General features: G+C 70.2%; 15 protein-coding genes and 1 pseudogene. 6 read left to right on the top strand and 10 right to left on the bottom strand.

Going from position 1 to position 15,735, the window contains the following annotated elements:
* Positions 1-931: PLP-dependent transferase (locus NQ160_RS07005; RefSeq protein WP_257514508.1), on the top strand; the 931-nt coding region annotated here is incomplete at its 5' end.
* Positions 932-1,031: 100 nt separating this feature from the next.
* On the opposite strand, the gene mmsB is transcribed toward NQ160_RS07005, so the two are convergent.
* From mmsB to NQ160_RS06980, 5 genes are all read right to left on the bottom strand, one after another.
* Entirely contained in the window at positions 1,032-2,279 is a 1,248-nt protein-coding gene (mmsB, locus tag NQ160_RS07000; protein ID WP_257514506.1) for a multiple monosaccharide ABC transporter permease, read from the bottom strand.
* A gap of 23 nt (positions 2,280-2,302) precedes the next feature.
* Positions 2,303-3,829, bottom strand: a complete 1,527-nt coding sequence (mmsA, locus tag NQ160_RS06995; protein WP_257514505.1) for a multiple monosaccharide ABC transporter ATP-binding protein — start codon at positions 3,827-3,829, stop codon at positions 2,303-2,305.
* An 89-nt stretch (positions 3,830-3,918) separates the two neighbouring features.
* On the bottom strand, positions 3,919-5,046 hold the full coding sequence (gene chvE / locus NQ160_RS06990; protein ID WP_285178387.1) for a multiple monosaccharide ABC transporter substrate-binding protein: 1,128 nt from the start codon (positions 5,044-5,046) through the stop codon (positions 3,919-3,921).
* Positions 5,047-5,115: 69 nt separating this feature from the next.
* Positions 5,116-5,817 (bottom strand): L-ribulose-5-phosphate 4-epimerase, encoded by a 702-nt coding sequence (locus tag NQ160_RS06985; protein WP_257514509.1) that lies wholly within the window; start codon positions 5,815-5,817, stop codon positions 5,116-5,118.
* A gap of 170 nt (positions 5,818-5,987) precedes the next feature.
* Positions 5,988-7,004 (bottom strand): LacI family DNA-binding transcriptional regulator, encoded by a 1,017-nt coding sequence (locus NQ160_RS06980; protein ID WP_257514504.1) that lies wholly within the window; start codon positions 7,002-7,004, stop codon positions 5,988-5,990.
* 169 nt (positions 7,005-7,173) lie between these two features.
* Between NQ160_RS06980 and NQ160_RS06975 the strand changes: the two genes are divergently transcribed.
* Genes NQ160_RS06975 through NQ160_RS06965 form a run of 3 tightly spaced genes read left to right on the top strand, consistent with a single transcriptional unit; the run spans position 7,174 to position 9,625 of the window.
* Entirely contained in the window at positions 7,174-7,773 is a 600-nt protein-coding gene (locus tag NQ160_RS06975) for a hypothetical protein (protein WP_257514503.1), read from the top strand.
* Complete coding sequence (locus NQ160_RS06970) at positions 7,770-8,753, top strand: Gfo/Idh/MocA family protein (protein WP_257514502.1); 984 nt, start codon at positions 7,770-7,772, stop codon at positions 8,751-8,753. Before NQ160_RS06975 ends, NQ160_RS06970 begins: the two co-directional genes overlap by 4 nt.
* Before the next feature lie 2 nt (positions 8,754-8,755).
* Positions 8,756-9,625, top strand: coding sequence for an NYN domain-containing protein (locus tag NQ160_RS06965; protein WP_257514501.1), 870 nt, complete (start codon positions 8,756-8,758; stop codon positions 9,623-9,625).
* 40 nt (positions 9,626-9,665) lie between these two features.
* On the opposite strand, the gene NQ160_RS06960 is transcribed toward NQ160_RS06965, so the two are convergent.
* Positions 9,666-10,055 (bottom strand): DoxX family protein, encoded by a 390-nt coding sequence (locus NQ160_RS06960; protein ID WP_257514500.1) that lies wholly within the window; start codon positions 10,053-10,055, stop codon positions 9,666-9,668.
* A 105-nt stretch (positions 10,056-10,160) separates the two neighbouring features.
* Between NQ160_RS06960 and NQ160_RS06955 the strand changes: the two genes are divergently transcribed.
* Together NQ160_RS06955 and NQ160_RS06950 are read left to right on the top strand one after the other, a co-directional pair.
* Positions 10,161-11,420 (top strand): DUF4921 family protein, encoded by a 1,260-nt coding sequence (locus tag NQ160_RS06955; protein ID WP_306852750.1) that lies wholly within the window; start codon positions 10,161-10,163, stop codon positions 11,418-11,420.
* Positions 11,417-12,531: pseudogene (locus tag NQ160_RS06950) on the top strand (class I SAM-dependent methyltransferase). The gene NQ160_RS06955 and the pseudogene NQ160_RS06950 overlap by 4 nt, the downstream one beginning before the upstream one ends.
* Before the next feature lie 13 nt (positions 12,532-12,544).
* On the opposite strand, the gene NQ160_RS06945 reads toward NQ160_RS06950, so the two are convergent.
* The 4 genes from NQ160_RS06945 to NQ160_RS06930 form a co-directional block, all read right to left on the bottom strand.
* A complete protein-coding gene (locus NQ160_RS06945) occupies positions 12,545-13,318 on the bottom strand; it encodes an ABC transporter ATP-binding protein (protein ID WP_257514498.1) in 774 nt (257 codons plus the stop codon).
* Positions 13,315-14,145, bottom strand: coding sequence for an ATP-binding cassette domain-containing protein (locus NQ160_RS06940; protein ID WP_257514497.1), 831 nt, complete (start codon positions 14,143-14,145; stop codon positions 13,315-13,317). The genes NQ160_RS06945 and NQ160_RS06940 overlap by 4 nt, the downstream gene beginning before the upstream one ends.
* Positions 14,142-15,017 carry an ABC transporter permease gene (locus NQ160_RS06935; protein ID WP_257514496.1) on the bottom strand — a complete coding sequence of 292 codons (876 nt, stop codon included), beginning with the start codon at positions 15,015-15,017 and terminating at the stop codon, positions 14,142-14,144. Before NQ160_RS06935 ends, NQ160_RS06940 begins: the two co-directional genes overlap by 4 nt.
* Positions 15,014-15,735 (bottom strand): ABC transporter permease (locus NQ160_RS06930; RefSeq protein WP_257514495.1); only part of this gene is annotated, 722 nt, incomplete at its 5' end. The genes NQ160_RS06935 and NQ160_RS06930, both read right to left, overlap by 4 nt.

Raw genomic sequence — 15,735 nt, 5'->3', positions numbered from 1 at the left:
GGTCACGTTCGTCGATCAGGACGACCCCGCCGCGTGGCGGGCGGCCGTGCGCCCCACCACGCGGGCATTCTTCGCTGAAACGGTCGCCAATCCCCTCGCCCAGGTACTCGATGTCCGCCTCGTCGCCGACATCGCCCACGACGCCGGCGTGCCGCTGATCATCGACAACACCGTCGCCACCCCGTACCTGCAGCGCCCGAAGCAGCACGGCGCCGACATCGTCGTGCACTCGGCGACGAAGTTCATCGGTGGGCACGGTGCGGCCCTCGGCGGCCTCGTCGTCGACCTCGGCACCTTCGACTTCACGGCGGATGCCGCGCGCTGGCCTCAGCTGAACACGCCCCTGGCCCGCGTCCCTGGTGCGGCTCTCACCGAGCAGTTCGGTCCTAAGGCCTACCTCACGCTGCTGCGCACGAAGTACTCGCAGGACCTCGGCCCGTCGCTGTCGGCCTTCAACGCGTTCCAGTTGCTGCAGGGGCTCGAGAGCCTCGATCTGCGCATGGCGAGGCACAGCGCCACGGCGCAGACGGTCGCCGAGACGCTCGACACGCACCCGGCGGTCGCCCGCGTGCACCACCCCGGCCTGGCCTCCAGCCCGTGGCACGACGCTGCGACGCGGTACCTGCCGCGGGGCGCCGCATCCGTCTTCTCGTTCGAGCTGCACCCCGGCGCGGATGCCGACGACGACTTCACCCGCGCCGCCGCGCTCATCGACCGGCTGCATGTCGCGCAGCTCGTCGCCAACATCGGCGACGCACGCACGCTTGTCGCCCACCCGGCGTCGATGACGCACAGTCATCTGAGCCCCGCGCAGTTGGCGGCGGGCGGCATCACCTCGGCGACGATCCGGCTGTCCATCGGCTTGGAGGACCCCGCCGATATCGTCGCCGACCTCACCGACGCCCTCGACGCCCTGTCCCCCGGTCGTTGAGCGAGCGCCCCACCGGTCGTTGAGCGAGCGAAGCGAGACGCAACGCGAACAACGGAGCGCGGCTCCCCCGAAAGGGAACCGCGCTCCGTCACCGCGTCGGTCAGTTGCCCGAGCGCCGCTTGTTGTAGACGTCGAAGGCGACGGCCAGCAGAAGCACGAGACCCTTCACGGCCTGCTGCCACTCGATGCCGATGCCCATGATCGACATGCCGTTGTTGAGCACGCCGATGATGAGACCACCGATGATGGCGCCGCCGATGGTTCCGACGCCGCCCTGCACGGCCGCGCCGCCGATGAAGGCGGCCGAGATCGCCTCGAGCTCGAAGCCGTCACCGGCCTTGGGCCCGGCGAGGTTCAGTCGCGCCGTGAAGATGAGGCCGGCCAGCGCCGCGAGGAAGCCCATGTTGACGAACAGCCAGAAGTCCACGCGCCGGGTCTTGATGCCCGACAGCTCCGCGGCGTGACGGTTGCCGCCGATGGCGTAGATGTGGCGCCCGAACACGGTGCGGTTCATCACGACGCCGTAGACCATGACGAGCACGGCCAGCACGATGAGGGTGACCGGCACACCCTTGTACGACGCGAGCGCCCAGGTGAAGAAGCCGATGACGAGCGCGACGGCCGCGAGCTTGACGACCACCCAGACGAGCGGCTCGACCTCTTGGCCGTACTTTGCCCGGCCGGCGCGGGTGCGCAGCTGCTGCACGACGAGCGCGACGATCGCGACGGCGCCGATGACGAGGGTGAACAGGTCCGGATCGCTCTCGCCGAAGATGCCGGAGAGGAACCCGTTGCCCATCGCCCGGTATTCGGTGGGGAACGAGCCGATGTTCGCGTTGCCGAGCACCACCAGCGCGAGCCCGCGGAAGATGAGCATGCCCGCGAGGGTGACGATGAACGCCGGGATGCCGACGTAGGCGATCCAGAAGCCCTGCCAGGCCCCCACCAGCGCGCCGATCAGCAGCGACAGCACGATCGCGAGCCACCAGGGGTACTCCATCTTCACCGCCAGCACACCCGACACCGCGCCGATGAAAGCGGCGACCGAGCCCACCGACAGATCGATGTGGCCCGCGATGATGACCATCACCATGCCGATCGCGAGCACCAGGATGTACCCGTTCTGCACGACCAGGTTGGACAGGTTCTGCGGGCGCAGCAGGATGCCGTCGGTGAGGATCGTGAACAGCACCACCACCGCGATCAGCGCGATGAAGATGCCGTTCTTGCCGAGATCGGCGAGAACGGTGGACAGCCACCGGGTGAAGGGGTTGTCGGCGGGCTGGACGAGAGCACCGGCCGCCTGCGACTCGCTGGGGGCGGACGGGGTCTGCGTGGAATTGGACATGATCGTGTCTCCTGCGTCGCCCGTCAGCGGGGCTTTTCCATGGTCATGAGCTTGAGGACGGATTCGGGGGTGGCGTCAGCGACGGGGAGCTCGCCGGTGATGCGGCCTTCGGACAGTGCGTACACGCGATCGGTGATGCCCAGCAGCTCCGGCAGCTCGGAGGAGATGACGATGATCCCCTTACCGGCCGCGGCGAGCTTGTTGATGATCGTGTAGATCTCGTACTTCGCGCCGACGTCGATGCCTCGGGTGGGCTCGTCGAGGATCAGCACGTCGGGATCGGAGTAGATCCACTTCGACAGCACGACCTTCTGCTGGTTGCCGCCGGAGAGCTTGCCTGTCTTGGCCAGCACGCTCGGAGCCTTGATGTTCATGCTGCCCCGGTACTCGTTGGCGACCTTGAACTCCTCGTTGTCGTTGACGAGTCCGGCCTTCTTGAGCTTGTGCAGCGAAGCCATCGAGATGTTGCGCTTGATGTCCTCGATGAGGTTGAGTCCGTAGGTCTTGCGATCCTCGGTGGCATAGGCTATGCCGGCCTCGATCGCCTCGGCCACGCTGCGAGTCTTCACCTGCTTGCCGCGCATGTAGACCCGTCCAGAGATGCGGGAGCCGTAGCTCTGGCCGAACAGGCTCATCGCGAACTCGGTGCGCCCTGCACCCATGAGCCCGGCGATGCCGACGATCTCTCCTGCCCGCACCGTGATCGAGACGTTGTCGACCATGACCCGGGTGGGGTCTTGCGGGTGGTGTGCGGTCCACTCCTCCACGCGCAGCAGTTCCTCACCGATCTGCGGCTCGTGGTCGGGGTAGCGGTGCTCGAGGTCGCGGCCCACCATGTCCTTGATGATGCGGTCCTCGGTGACCTCGGCCTTGGCGATCGTCTCGATCGTCTTGCCGTCGCGGATCACGGTGACCGAGTCGGCGACCTTTTTGATCTCGTTGAGCTTGTGGCTGATGATGATCGACGTGATCCCCTCGTCCTTGAGGCTGAGGATCAGATCGAGAAGGTGGTCGGAGTCCGCGTCGTTGAGCGCCGCGGTCGGCTCATCGAGGATGAGCAGCTTGACCTTCTTCGACAGCGCCTTGGCGATTTCGACGAGCTGCTGCTTGCCCACCCCGATTTGGCGGATCTTCGTCGTCGGGTTGTCGCGCAGCCCTACGCGCTTGAGCAGGGCCGCTGCTTCGAAGTTGGTCTTGTTCCAGTCGATGAGGCCCCCGGCGGTGCGCTCGTTGCCGAGGAAGATGTTCTCGGCGATCGACAGGTGCGGGCTGAGCGCCAGCTCCTGGTGGATGATGACGATGCCCTTGGCCTCGCTGTCGCGCAGGCTCTTGAACGACACCTCTTCGCCCTCGAACACGATGTCGCCGTCATATGTGCCGTGCGGGTAGACCCCCGAGAGCACCTTCATGAGCGTTGACTTGCCGGCGCCGTTCTCGCCGCAGATGGCGTGCACCTCGCCGCGCTCGACCGCCAGCGTGACGTGGGAGAGCGCCTTCACACCGGGAAAGGTCTTGGTGATGTCGCGCATCTCCAGGATGTTGTCAGTCACTGTGCCCGCTTCCTCGGGGGTGGGTGGGGAGGGATTCCGGCCGGTGGCGGCGGCGGGCACGGATGCCGCCACCGCCACCGGCGCGGGTGTTACAGGCCGAGTTCCTCGGCGGTCCAGTAGCCGGTGTCGACCAGCGACGACTCGACGTTCTCCGCGACGACGGGCACCGGTCCCAGCAGGTACGAGGGAACGACCTTGACGCCGTTCTCGTACGTCTCGGTGTCGTTGACCTCGGGCTCCTCGTCGTTCAGCAGCGCGACGGCCATCGCCGCGGCCACCTTGGCGAGCTCGCGGGTGTCCTTGAAGATGGTCGCGTACTGCTCACCCGAGAGGATCGCCTTCACCGAGTCGACCTCGGCGTCCTGGCCGGAGATGATCGGCCACTCGTCGCCGGTGCTGTACCCGGCGTCGGTGAGGGCCGAGATGATGCCGCGCGAGATGCCGTCGTAGGGCGAGAGCACCGCGTCGACCTGCGTGCCATCGGAGTAGTCGGCCGTGAGGATGTTCTCCATGCGACTCTGGGCGGTCTCGCCGTCCCAGCGCAGGGTGGCTGCCTGCTCGATGTCGGTCTGGCCGGACTGCACGACCAGCGTGCCGTCCTCGATCAGCGGCTCGAGCTGGTCCATCGCGCCGTCCCAGAAGAATTTGGCGTTGTTGTCGTCGAGCGAACCGGCGAACAGCTCGATGTTGAACGGACCGGCGGGAGCGTCGGCGAGCGGCTCACCCTCGAGGTCGGTCAGGCCCAGGCCGTTGAGCACCGAGCGGGCCTGCTGCTGTCCGACGAGGAAGTTGTCGAACGTGGCGTAGTAGTCCACGTTCTCGGTGTCGCGGATGAGGCGGTCGTAGGCGATGACCGGGATGTCGGCGTCGGCGGCATCCTGCAGCACCTCCGACAGCGTCGTGCCGTCGATCGAGGCGACGATCAGCGCCTCGGCGCCCTTGGTGATCATGTTCTCGATCTGCGAGACCTGCGTGGGGATGTCGTCTTCGGCGTACTGCAGGTCGACGGTGTATCCCTCGGCCTCGAGAGCCTCCTTGACGGCGTTGCCGTCCTGGATCCAGCGTTCGGAGCTCTTGGTGGGCATTGCGACGCCGATCAGGCCGCCGTCGCCCTCGCCCTCAGAACCGCCGCCGTCGCCGCTTCCGGAGCATCCCGAGAGCACGAGGGCGCCGGCGGCCAGGGTGGCCGTGGCGAGGAAGAACTTCTTCGTCTTCACTGTGTTTCCTTTCCTTCTGACTGCACTGTCTTGGTGTTCAGATGTCGTGACCGCTGCCCCGGGTGAGGGCTACCGGCGGTCGTCGGTGGTCTGTCCGTAGACGTTCTGGTACCGGTCGTAGAGCCGGTCGATGGCATCCTGCGCAATCGGGATGAGCTCCCCGCCCTGCCGGGCCAGATGCACGGTGCGGGCGACGTCTTCCACCATCACCGCCGCCTTGACGGCATCCTTCGCGCTGGAACCGATCGTGAACGGGCCATGGTTCTGCATCAGCACCGCCCGCGACCGATGCCCGGTGAGCGTGTCGACGATCCCACGGCCGATCGAATCGTCGCCGATGATCGCGAACGGCCCCACCGGCACCTCGCCACCGAACTCATCCGCCATCGCCGTGATCACACACGGGATCGCCTCGCCCCGCGCCGCCCACGCCGTCGCGTACGGCGAATGCGTGTGCACCACCCCGCCCACCTGCGGCATGTTCCGGTACACATACGCATGCGCCGCGGTGTCACTCGACGGGGCCCGTTCGCTGCCCGGCGTGCCCGGGACGACGTTGCCGTCCAGGTCGCACAGGATCATGTTCTCCGGCGCCAGGGCGTCATACGACACCCCCGACGGCTTGATCACGAACAGGTCAGCGCCCGGCACCCGACCCGACACGTTGCCGCCGGTCCACACGACCAGGCCATACCGCACCAGCTCGGCGTGCAGCGCCGCGACCTCGGCGCGCACACGCGCCACGGCGACCTCGGTCTTCACCCCTGTCACGTAGCGGTCCTTCTGCTCGGCGTCACTGCCAGTGCCCACGGTTCGGCTCCCTCGCCCGCATGATGTGAGTGTTCGGATTCCGGCCATGTGACCGTTCACATCGCGGAAACCATAGCAACTCTCAGCGGGTGCGTGTCAAGCCGACGCACGTTTCGGCTTGGTAACGGCCGTCAGCGGGACGGGCGGAACGCGGTCGACGCCCGCACGACCAGCTCGGGCACGATGGCGCTGGCGACGGGCGCTCCGGAGGCGGCACCGCCCAGCAGCAGGTCGACACAGCGCCGACCGAGCTCGGCGAAGTCCTGCCGCACGGTGGTCAGCGGGGGCCAGAAGTGCGCGGCATCCGGAATGTCATCGAAGCCGACGATGCTGATGTCGCCCGGCACGTCGAGTCCCTCGTCACGGATCGCGTGCATGAGCCCGAGGGCCATCTGGTCGTTCGAGGCGAAGATGGCGGTGAAGTCGCGCACCCGCAGCAGCTCCCGCCCAGCGTAGTAACCGAACTCCGCGGTCCAGTCCCCCAGGATGGGCGCCGTCGTCGGGATGTCCGCATCACTCATCTCCTCGAGGAAACCGCGCATGCGGGCCTCGGCCTCGATCCAGTCCTGAGGACCGGCGATGTGGTAGATGTCGCGATGCCCTCGCTCGATCAGGTGCCGGGTCGCCAGCCTCGCGCCGGCGATCTGGTCGACGGACAGCGTGTGGCCGGGGTCGAGATCGGTGGACTGCAGCGTCACGTACGGGATGTCCAGACGCTGGGCGGCGAGAGCCCGGACCACCCGCACCTGCGGCGCTATCACGACCAGACCCTCGATCGACTGCGCCATGAGGTGCGACAGCCCCGCCGGGATGGACTGCGGGTCTGCGGCTTCGATGTTGGCCGTGGAGACCCAGTACCCGCGAGCGCGGGCAGCGGCCTCGATCGCGGCGATGCTCGAGGCGGGTCCGTACTGACTGCTGGATGCGGCCAGGATGCCGATCGTCTGAGAGCGGCTGGTCACCAGCGCCCGCGCCGCGCGATTCGGGCTGTACTGCAGGTCGGCCATGACCGAGAGCACCCGCTCACGCGTCTCGGGCCGGATGCTGGGGTGGTGATTGAGCACCCGTGACACGGTCTGATGCGACACACCGGACAGGCGCGCGACATCGCGGATGCTGGGCCGTCGCCCCATCGCGTCGTCGGTCATGCCCGCCCGTCCTCGCCCGTCTTCGCCGCGCATCCGTGTGCACGGTCACATCGGTCCCGCCCATTATGCCCGGCCCGCGTGCCCTCCCCGCCCCGGCCCCGCATCGGGCCCGATGCGCCCACCGAACCCCGGGCCCGCGCGCCGCGGGCGGCGCGCCTAGACTGCCCGCATGTCGGATCTCGGACGCTTCCTGCCGCTGAGCAACCGTCCGCCCGCAGACGAATCCGCCGTCTCGGGAGACCGCCGCGGGCAGATCGCCGACATCGTGACCGCCGCCGCGGGTGTGATCGGTCAGTGCGCCCCCGAGAGGGCACCGTCCCTCGCCTCCGCTTTCCTGGCCACCGCCGGACTCGAAAGGGATGCCGCACCCCGCACCCCACCCGCCGACACCGGGCCCGGCACGACCCCGCCCCCCGCCACCCTCGCGACCGTCGCCGAGCGCGTGCGGGGCGGGCGACGCCGCAGCGGGCGGCACCTCGCTCGCGCGACGCGGGCCTACCTGCTGCTCGCGCGCGACGCGAAGGTCGCACCGCAGCTGAGCGCCGCCGTCACCGGCGCGGTCGCCCTCTCCGCCTCCACGACCGCCCCGTTCGCGCGCCGCGCCGCGATCGCCGGCCACACCGTTCAGGCGGTCGACCATGGCTGGCAGTTCGGACGCGGTCCGCTGCTTGCCGGCAGCGCAGTGCAGATCGTCTCGTTCCTGCTGGGCGTCACCGACGAGCCCCCGCGCCGGTCGGCGGGTGCCGCGCCGGGTACGCTCGAAGAATGACCGGTCTTCGCTGGGGAATCCTTGCCACGGGTGGTATCGCCCACGCCTTCACGAGCGACCTGCGCACTGCGGGCCTCGACGTCGCCGCTGTCGGCTCGCGCAGCGCGGCATCCGCGCAGCGCTTCGCCGACGAGTTCGGCATCGCGCGGGCTCACGGGTCGTACGCCGACCTCGCCGCCGACCCCGACGTGGACATCGTCTACATCGCCACGCCGCATCCCGCCCATGCCGAGAACGCCATCGCCATGCTCGATGCCGGCAAGCACGTGCTCGTGGAGAAGCCGTTCACGCTCACCGCAGCCGAAGCCGCCGCCGTGCGCGACGCCGCGCGCCGCAACGGGCTGCTCGCGATGGAGGCCATGTGGACGCGCTACCTGCCCCACATGGTGCGCATCCGCACGCTCATCGCCGAGGGCGCCGTCGGCGAGGTGCGCACGGTCTTCGCCGACCACACCCAGAAGATCACCGCGGATCCCTCGCATCGCCTCAATGCCCTCGAGCTCGGTGGCGGCGCACTGCTGGACCTCGGCATCTACCCCGTCTCGTTCGTGTGGGATGTGCTGGGCGCACCCACATCCGTGCGCGCCGTCGCACGCCTGGCCGAGACCGGCGCCGACGCCGAGGTGGCCACCGTGATGACCCACGCCGGCGGCGCGGTCTCCAGCACGGTGTCGTCTTCGCGCGCCGCCGGCCCCAACACCGCGCATGTCGTGGGCACCGCGGGGCGCATCGACATCGACCGCACCTGGTACGCCCCGACGACGTTCCGCCTGACCGCCCCCGACGGCACCGTGCGGGAGGAGTTCGTCTCCGACATCGACGGACGCGGCATGCAGTACCAGGCCCTGGCCGCCGAACGCCTCATCGCCGAGGGACGCACCGACAGCGACGAGCTGCCCCTCGACGAGAGCGTCGCGATCATGGGCACCCTCGACGACATCCGCGCGCAGATCGGTGTGCGCTACCCCCAGGAGGCATGAACATGGCTGACCCGCAGCCGGCACGCGTCGCGGTCTACCTCGACTTCGACAACATCGTCATGAGTTGGTACGACCGCGTCCACGGCCGCAACGCCTACTCCCGCGACCGCCAGAAGATCGCGGCCGACATCAACGACCCCGAAGTCGCCGAGCGCCTCGCCGCCGCGACCATCAACGTGGGCGCGATCATCGACTATGCGGCATCCTTCGGCACACTCGTGCTCACCCGCGCCTACGCCGACTGGTCCATGCCGGTCAACGCGGAGTACCGGGCGCAGCTCGTCGCCCGCGCCGTCGACCTCGTGCAGCTCTTCCCTGCGGCCGCTTACGCCAAGAACGGCGCCGACATCCGCCTGGCCGTCGACGCCGTCGAAGACATGTTCCGCCTGCCCGACCTGACCCACGTGGTCATCGTGGGCGGTGACAGCGACTACGTGCCGCTCGCCCAGCGCTGCAAGCGGCTCGGCCGCATCGTGGTGGGCGTGGGCGTGGCGGGATCGACGGCGAAGTCGCTCGCGGCGGCGTGCGACCAGTTCGACTCCTACGACTCCCTTCCCGGCGTGACCCGTCCCGAGACGCCGGAGGAGAAGAAGGATGCCGCGCCGGCGCGTGCCCGCGCGCGCAAGCGCGTCGTCGACCCGTCCACCGAGCTGCTCGAGCGGGCGCTGCGACTGGAGGGCGTGCGCACCGACGACGAGTGGGTCAACGCCTCGGCAGTCAAGGACCTCATGCGCCGCATGGACCCGTCCTTCAATGAGAAGGAGCTCGGCCACAAGACGTTCACCGACTTCCTGCGCGACCACCCCAAGGTCGTCGACCTGCGCGAAGAGGGCAACACCCGGCAGGTGCGCTTCCACGCCGACGCACGCTGACGCAGACGCCCGCGCTACTGGGCTTCCGAGCGCGCGGGTGCTACCGACGCGCAGGCGACGTCGACCACAGCGCCCACGCCACGAGCAGCGGCTGGAAGAACAGCCGCGCCAGGCGCTTCGCGTCGCTGTCGAGTCCGAAGCCGTCGCGATGCTCGGTGTACTGGGCGATGTTCCCGGGGAACACCGCTGTGAAGAACGCCGCCAGCGCGACCCCGATGCGACGCCGCTCCTTCGGCAGCGCGATGAGCGCCACCCCGAAAGCCGCTTCGACCACCCCGGATGCCATGACCACGCCGTCCTTGTCGATCGGCACGACCCGCGTGGTCCAATCCGGCACCTGCGCCTGGAATTCGCGACGACCCCAGAACAGATGACTGAGTCCGGCGAAGAGCATGAACCCGGCCAGCAACCACCGCGCGACACTTCTCATGAGCGGAGTGAATCAGACCGCAGGGCGGGCCGCCGACGGGTTGACACCGGTCCTCGGTAGGCTGAGGGGGTGAGCGATGCCCTGCAGAGCCCGCCGCTGCTGCGGATGCCTGACGGCACCGTCAAGCAGGTGGGCCCCCTCACCGGCACGCGCGTGTGGACCGTGCCGGGCCGCGCCAGTCGACCCCTCTTCACGCCCCGTGCGGACGTCGCCCGGCTCGCTCCTGGGCAGGAACGCCGCCTGTGCGCGTTCTGCCAGGACCGCTACCTCGACACGACGCCGGAGAAGGCGCGCCTCGTCGGTCCCGACTTCACGGAGCTGCGGCGCGTCCCCGCCAGCGCGCTGTCGGACACCGTCGCGGAGTTCCGCCGCTTCGGCAACCTCTTCGAGATCGTCTCGGCGGAGTACTGGCGAGAGAACCACGGGTTCCGCCAGCCGTCCGAGGTGGTGCGGTGGGCGCAGGAGTACCTCGCCGACCCCGTGGGCCACGAGCACATCCGCGGGCTCGCACAGGTGCGGGAGCAGGCCTCGGGCGTGCCCCAGAGCCTGGAGGAGGCGGCGCTGGACCTCGTCGGCGGATCGCACGACGTCGTCGTGGCACGCCGCCACGTCGTCGACGGCGCCCGCACCGACGACCAGCTCGCCTCGGCGGGACGGCTGACCCCCGACGAGCACGGCGCCTACACCGCGTTCACCGTGCGCAGCCTCAGCGACATCGCGCGGGCACAGCCCCACGCGGCGTACGTGGCGGTCTTCCAGAACTGGCTGCGGCCCGCCGGCGCATCGTTCGAGCACCTGCACAAACAGCTCGTCGCGATCGACGAGCCCGGCCCGCAATTGGACCGGGAGCTGCGCATGCTCGCCTCCGACCGCGGCCTGTACCAGCACGCCATCGTCGACATGTCGGTGCAGCACGGTCTGCTGGTGGCGGCGACCGACGGCGCCGTCGCCTTCGCTGGCGTGGGGCACCGCTACCCGGCGTTCGAGGTCTACTCCACCGCGGCGGCGAACCTGCCACACGAGCACACCGCAGGCGAGGTGCGCGCGGTGTCCGACCTCGTGCACGCGCTGCACGCGGCGACCGGCGAGCACGTGCCCACCAACGAGGAGTGGCACTACCGCCCGCCGGGGGCCCCGTGGCCAATGCCGTGGCGCGTCGTGCTGAAGTGGCGCATCTCCAACCCGGCCGGATTCGAAGGCGGCACCAAGATCTACGTGAACACCATCGACCCGTGGCAGCTGGGTGCACGCGCCGTCGCCGAGCTGACGCGGCTGCGTGAGGCGGGAAGGCTCGCCCCCGGCATCCGCATCGGAGACGAGTGCACACCTGCTGACGTGCGCCTGCGCTACGCCGAGGACGCATGATCGACCTCGCTGCGCTGCGCCGCTGGCCCGATGTCGAAGCGGCCGGGCTGACCGCCTGCGACGCCGCCGACCGGCTGCTGCTGGATGAATCGGCCTCGACACGTGCCGGGCTGGGCGATGGCGACATCGTCGTCATCAACGACGCGTACGGTGCTCTGGCGCTGGGAGCGGCGGATGCCGGGGCCACCGGCATCCGCGTGCACCAGGACCTCATCACCGGTGAGCGGGCGCTGGCCGCCAACGCCCGCAGCTTCGGCCTCGGCGCAAACGTGCGTTCGCTGCCATTGGATGCCTCGCTCGTCGCCGGCGCCCGCCTGGTGCTGCTGCGCCTCCCCCGGTCGCTGACGGCCCTGGAGGACATCGCCGGACTCGTCGCCGCCCACGCTCACCCCGACGTCGTGGTGTTCGCCGGGGGCCGCCTCAAGCACATGACCATGGCGATGAACGACGTGCTGCGTCAGCGCTTCACCCGCCTGGATGTCACCCACGCGCGCCAGAAGTCGCGGGTGCTCATCGCCCGCGCGACGGCGCAGATCCCGAGCCCAGCCACGAGCAGCACGACGGCCTCACGGTCTGCGCCTACGGCGGCGTGTTCGCCGGCCCGCGCATCGACATCGGCACCCGGCTGCTGCTGGCGAACCTTCCCGACGAGGTGCCCTCCGGCGCCCCGGGCGACCTCGTGATCGACCTCGCGTGCGGCACCGGCGTCATCGCGGCGGCGCTGGCCATGCGGCATCCGCATCTGCGCGTGTACGCCTGCGACGCTTCCGCCGCCGCCGTGGCGTCGGCGCGCGCGACGGCCGAGGCCAACGCGGTGTCGGCGCGGGTCAGCGTCGAGCGAGACGACGCACTGTCGGCGATGCCCGACGGCGTGGCGGGCATGATCGCGCTGAACCCGCCGTTCCACAGCGGCGCGGCCGTCACCGATGCCCTCGCTCCGCGGATGTTCGCCGACGCGGCGCGGGTGCTGCGCCCCGGAGGCGAGCTGTGGTGCGTGTGGAATTCACCGCTGCACTACCGCCCCGCCCTCGACCGCCTCGTGGGACCGACGCGGCAGGTCGCCCGCAACGCGAAGTTCACCGTCACGGTCTCCACCCGCCGCCGCGGCTGACCCGCTCGCTGGGTCAGCCCGGCAGGCGCGGCACCGACGCCAGCAGGCGCCGGGTGTACGGATGCTGCGGCTCGGTGAGCAGTTGCCCGGTCGGGCCCTCCTCGACGATCCGCCCGGACTCGAGCACCGCCATCCGCCCGCAGAGGGCCGAGACGATGGTGAGGTCGTGCGAGACCAGCAGCATGCCGATCCCCTGCTCCCGCGCGAGGCGCTGGAACAGCTCGATCACGTGCATGCGCACCGAGGTGTCCAGGGCGCTCAGCGGCTCGTCCGCGAGGATCAGCCGCGGCTTCGGCGCGAGCGCCCGGGCGATCGCGATGCGCTGCCGCTGCCCGCCCGAGAAGGCATCGGGGTAGCGCGTCGCGGCATCCGCCGGCAGATCGACCGCCGTCAGCAGCTCGGCCACCCGCGCCGCACGCGCTGCGCGATCCCCGGTCACCCGCAGCGACCGCAGCGGCTCGGCGATCGACTCCCCCACCGTCATACGGGGATCCAGCGACGAGAACGGATCCTGGTACACCGGCTGCACCGCCTGCCGGAACTTTCGCATGGTGGCGGCGGAACGACGATCCAGGGCGTGCCCCTCGAACACCACGCGCCCGCCTGTCGGCGCCGACAGGCCCAGCAGCAGCCGCAGCAACGAGGTCTTTCCTGCGCCCGACTCCCCCACGAGGCCGAGGCTCTCCCCTGGCGCCACCGCCAGCGACACCTCGCGCAGCACCGGCTGACCGGGACCGTAGGCGAAGCTCAGCTCCTCGGCTGCCAGAAGCGGCGTGACGGCGCTCATGCGGCACCCCCGGCGGCAGCACGCGGCAGGAAGTCGTCGAGCCGACGGGATGCCGCGACGAGCTGAGCCGTGTAGGGGTGGGTCGGGGCGCCCAGGATCTGCGCCGTCGTGCCCAGCTCGACCTGCCGGCCGTCGCGCATCACCAGCACCCGGTCGGCGATGCCAGAGACGACGGGGAGGTCGTGGCTGATGAACACGAGCGTCATCCCGCGGTCGGTGACCTCGCGCTGCAGCAGCTCGAGGATCCCCGCCTGCACCGTGACGTCCAGGGCGGTGGTCGGTTCGTCCGCGATCAGCAGCCGGGGCCCTGCTGCCAGAGCCAGCGCGATGGCCACGCGCTGGCGCTGTCCGCCGGAGATCTCGTGGATGTACGACCGGGCGATGCGCTCCGGTTCGGCCAGCTGCACGTCGGCGAGGGCGTCGAGCACGGCGCCTCGCAGGGCCTCGCCGCGGAGCCCCTTGTGGTGCGCGAACGGCCAGGCGAGCTGCTTGCCGACCCGCATGAGGGGGTCCAGCGACGCCAAGGGCTCCTGGAACACGGCGCCCATCGTCGTGCCGCGCACCCGGTCGAGCCGCCGCGACGGCGTGCCGATGACCTCGACGACGTCGCCGCCGGTGTCCACGCGCACCGAGCCGCGCGCGGCGAGCGGGTGCCCCAGCAGCCCGAGCACGGCCAGCGCCGTGAGGGACTTGCCCGACCCGGACTCGCCGATGATCCCGAGCCGCTCGCCCGGAGCGAGCGCGACGTCGACGGCGTGCACGAGGTCGATCGGCTCGGGACCGTCGAGGCGCACCCCGAGGTTCTCGATCGCCAGCAGCGCGGTCATCGGATGCTCCGGGAGGTCGGGTCGGCGATGTCCCGCAGACCGTCGGCCAGCAGGTTCACACCGATGATGAGGGCCACGAGCAGGATGCCGGGCAGGATCGCGGCCGTCGGGGCGACGAGCACCGTGCTCTGCGCCTCCTGCAGCATCCGCCCCCACGACGCGTTGGGCGGCGGTGACCCGAGTCCCAGGTACGACAGCGACGCCTCGGCTCCCACCGCTCCGCCGAACTGCAGCGCGAGCGGCACGATGAGGGTGGGCCAGACGTTGCGCAGCACGTGCAGGCGCAGGATGCCGAGGGTCCCGGTGCCCGAGGTGCGCGCCGCGGTGACGAAGTCCATCGACATCACCCGGGTCGCCGTGATGCGCGTGAGGCGGGCGATGACGGCCGCGCCGGCGAGTCCGATCGCGAGGATCGCGGACTCCAGCGAGGCTCCGCGCCACGCGACGATGAGCATGGCCAGCAGCAGGGTCGGGAAGGCGATGGCGATGTCGAGCAGGCTCGAGATCGCATCGTCCACCCAGCGGCGGGCAACGGCGGCGAGAAGCCCCAGCGCGATGCCGAGCACCGCAGCGATCACGACCGACCCGAAGCCGACGGCCAGCGCCAGTCGCGCGCCGATCATCAGCTGCGTGAACAGGTCGCGGCCGAGCCGGTCGGTGCCCGCCCAGTGCTCTGCCGAGGGCGGCTGCAGACGGCCGCCGCCGGTGTCGGCGTACTCGAACGGGGTCCACAGCAGCGAGACGATGCCGATGGCGGCGATGAGGCCGAAGAGCGCTCCACCCACGGCGAGGTTGATCGACCGGCGCGCGCGGCGGCGGCCGGGCGGCACGACGGGGGCCGGGGCTGTGGTCGGGAGGATCGTGGCGCTCATGCGGCGGCCTTCACGCGGCGGTTGCCCGACAGCGAATCGCGCAGTCGCGGGTCGATGATGCGCTGCAGCACGTCGGCGATGAATCCCAGCACCAGCACGAGCGCGGTGGAGAACAGCAGCACGCCCTGCACACTGGGGAAGTCCTGCTCCTTGATGCCGACGAGCAGCATGTCGCCGAGCCCCGGCAGAGCGAACACGCGCTCGATGATGACGGCTCCCACGAACGTCGTGGACAGCTGGATCGCGAGGATCGAGATGAGGGGCACGACGGCGTTGCGCACCCCGTGGCGCCACAGCGCCGTCGCGAAGCTCTGCCCGGTCGCGCGAGCTGCGCGCAGGTACTGCTGCCCGAGGATGTCGAGCGTCGCGCTGCGGACGTACCGGGCGAGGTCGCTGCCGGCGACGATCGCGATCGTGATCACCGGCAGGGTCAGTGCGTAGAGCGCGGCGCCGGGATCCTCCCAGTCGGTGCGCGGGAACCCGCCGGCGGGGAACACCCGCCACCCGAGCGACAGGACGGCCACGAGCAGGATGCCGACCCAGAAGACCGGGATCGCGCCGCCCAGCTGCGACACCGCCGAGAACGCCGTCCCGTACCAGGTGCGCGACTTCCAGGCGGCGAAGAAGCCCACCGGCACCGCGATCAGCACCGAGAGCGCGAACGACAGCAGCGTCAGCGGCAGGGTGACGTTCATGCGCCGGACGATCTCGTCGCCGA

It is taken from the genome of Microbacterium sp. zg.Y909 (assembly GCF_024626565.1).
This window is presented reverse-complemented; position numbering and strand designations above follow the sequence as displayed.

Bases quoted from the DNA above. Each gene is read 5' to 3' on its own strand.
- mmsB (WP_257514506.1), bottom strand. From the start codon at position 2,279: ATGTCCAATTCCACGCAGACCCCGTCCGCCCCCAGCGAGTCGCAGGCG.
- NQ160_RS06980 (WP_257514504.1), bottom strand. From the start codon at position 7,004: ATGACCGACGACGCGATGGGGCGACGGCCCAGCATCCGCGATGTCGCG.
- NQ160_RS06975 (WP_257514503.1), top strand. From the start codon at position 7,174: ATGTCGGATCTCGGACGCTTCCTGCCGCTGAGCAACCGTCCGCCCGCA.
- NQ160_RS06970 (WP_257514502.1), top strand. From the start codon at position 7,770: ATGACCGGTCTTCGCTGGGGAATCCTTGCCACGGGTGGTATCGCCCAC.
- NQ160_RS06965 (WP_257514501.1), top strand. From the start codon at position 8,756: ATGGCTGACCCGCAGCCGGCACGCGTCGCGGTCTACCTCGACTTCGAC.
- NQ160_RS06960 (WP_257514500.1), bottom strand. From the start codon at position 10,055: ATGAGAAGTGTCGCGCGGTGGTTGCTGGCCGGGTTCATGCTCTTCGCC.
- NQ160_RS06955 (WP_306852750.1), top strand. From the start codon at position 10,161: ATGCCTGACGGCACCGTCAAGCAGGTGGGCCCCCTCACCGGCACGCGC.
- NQ160_RS06945 (WP_257514498.1), bottom strand. From the start codon at position 13,318: ATGAGCGCCGTCACGCCGCTTCTGGCAGCCGAGGAGCTGAGCTTCGCC.
- NQ160_RS06940 (WP_257514497.1), bottom strand. From the start codon at position 14,145: ATGACCGCGCTGCTGGCGATCGAGAACCTCGGGGTGCGCCTCGACGGT.
- NQ160_RS06935 (WP_257514496.1), bottom strand. From the start codon at position 15,017: ATGAGCGCCACGATCCTCCCGACCACAGCCCCGGCCCCCGTCGTGCCG.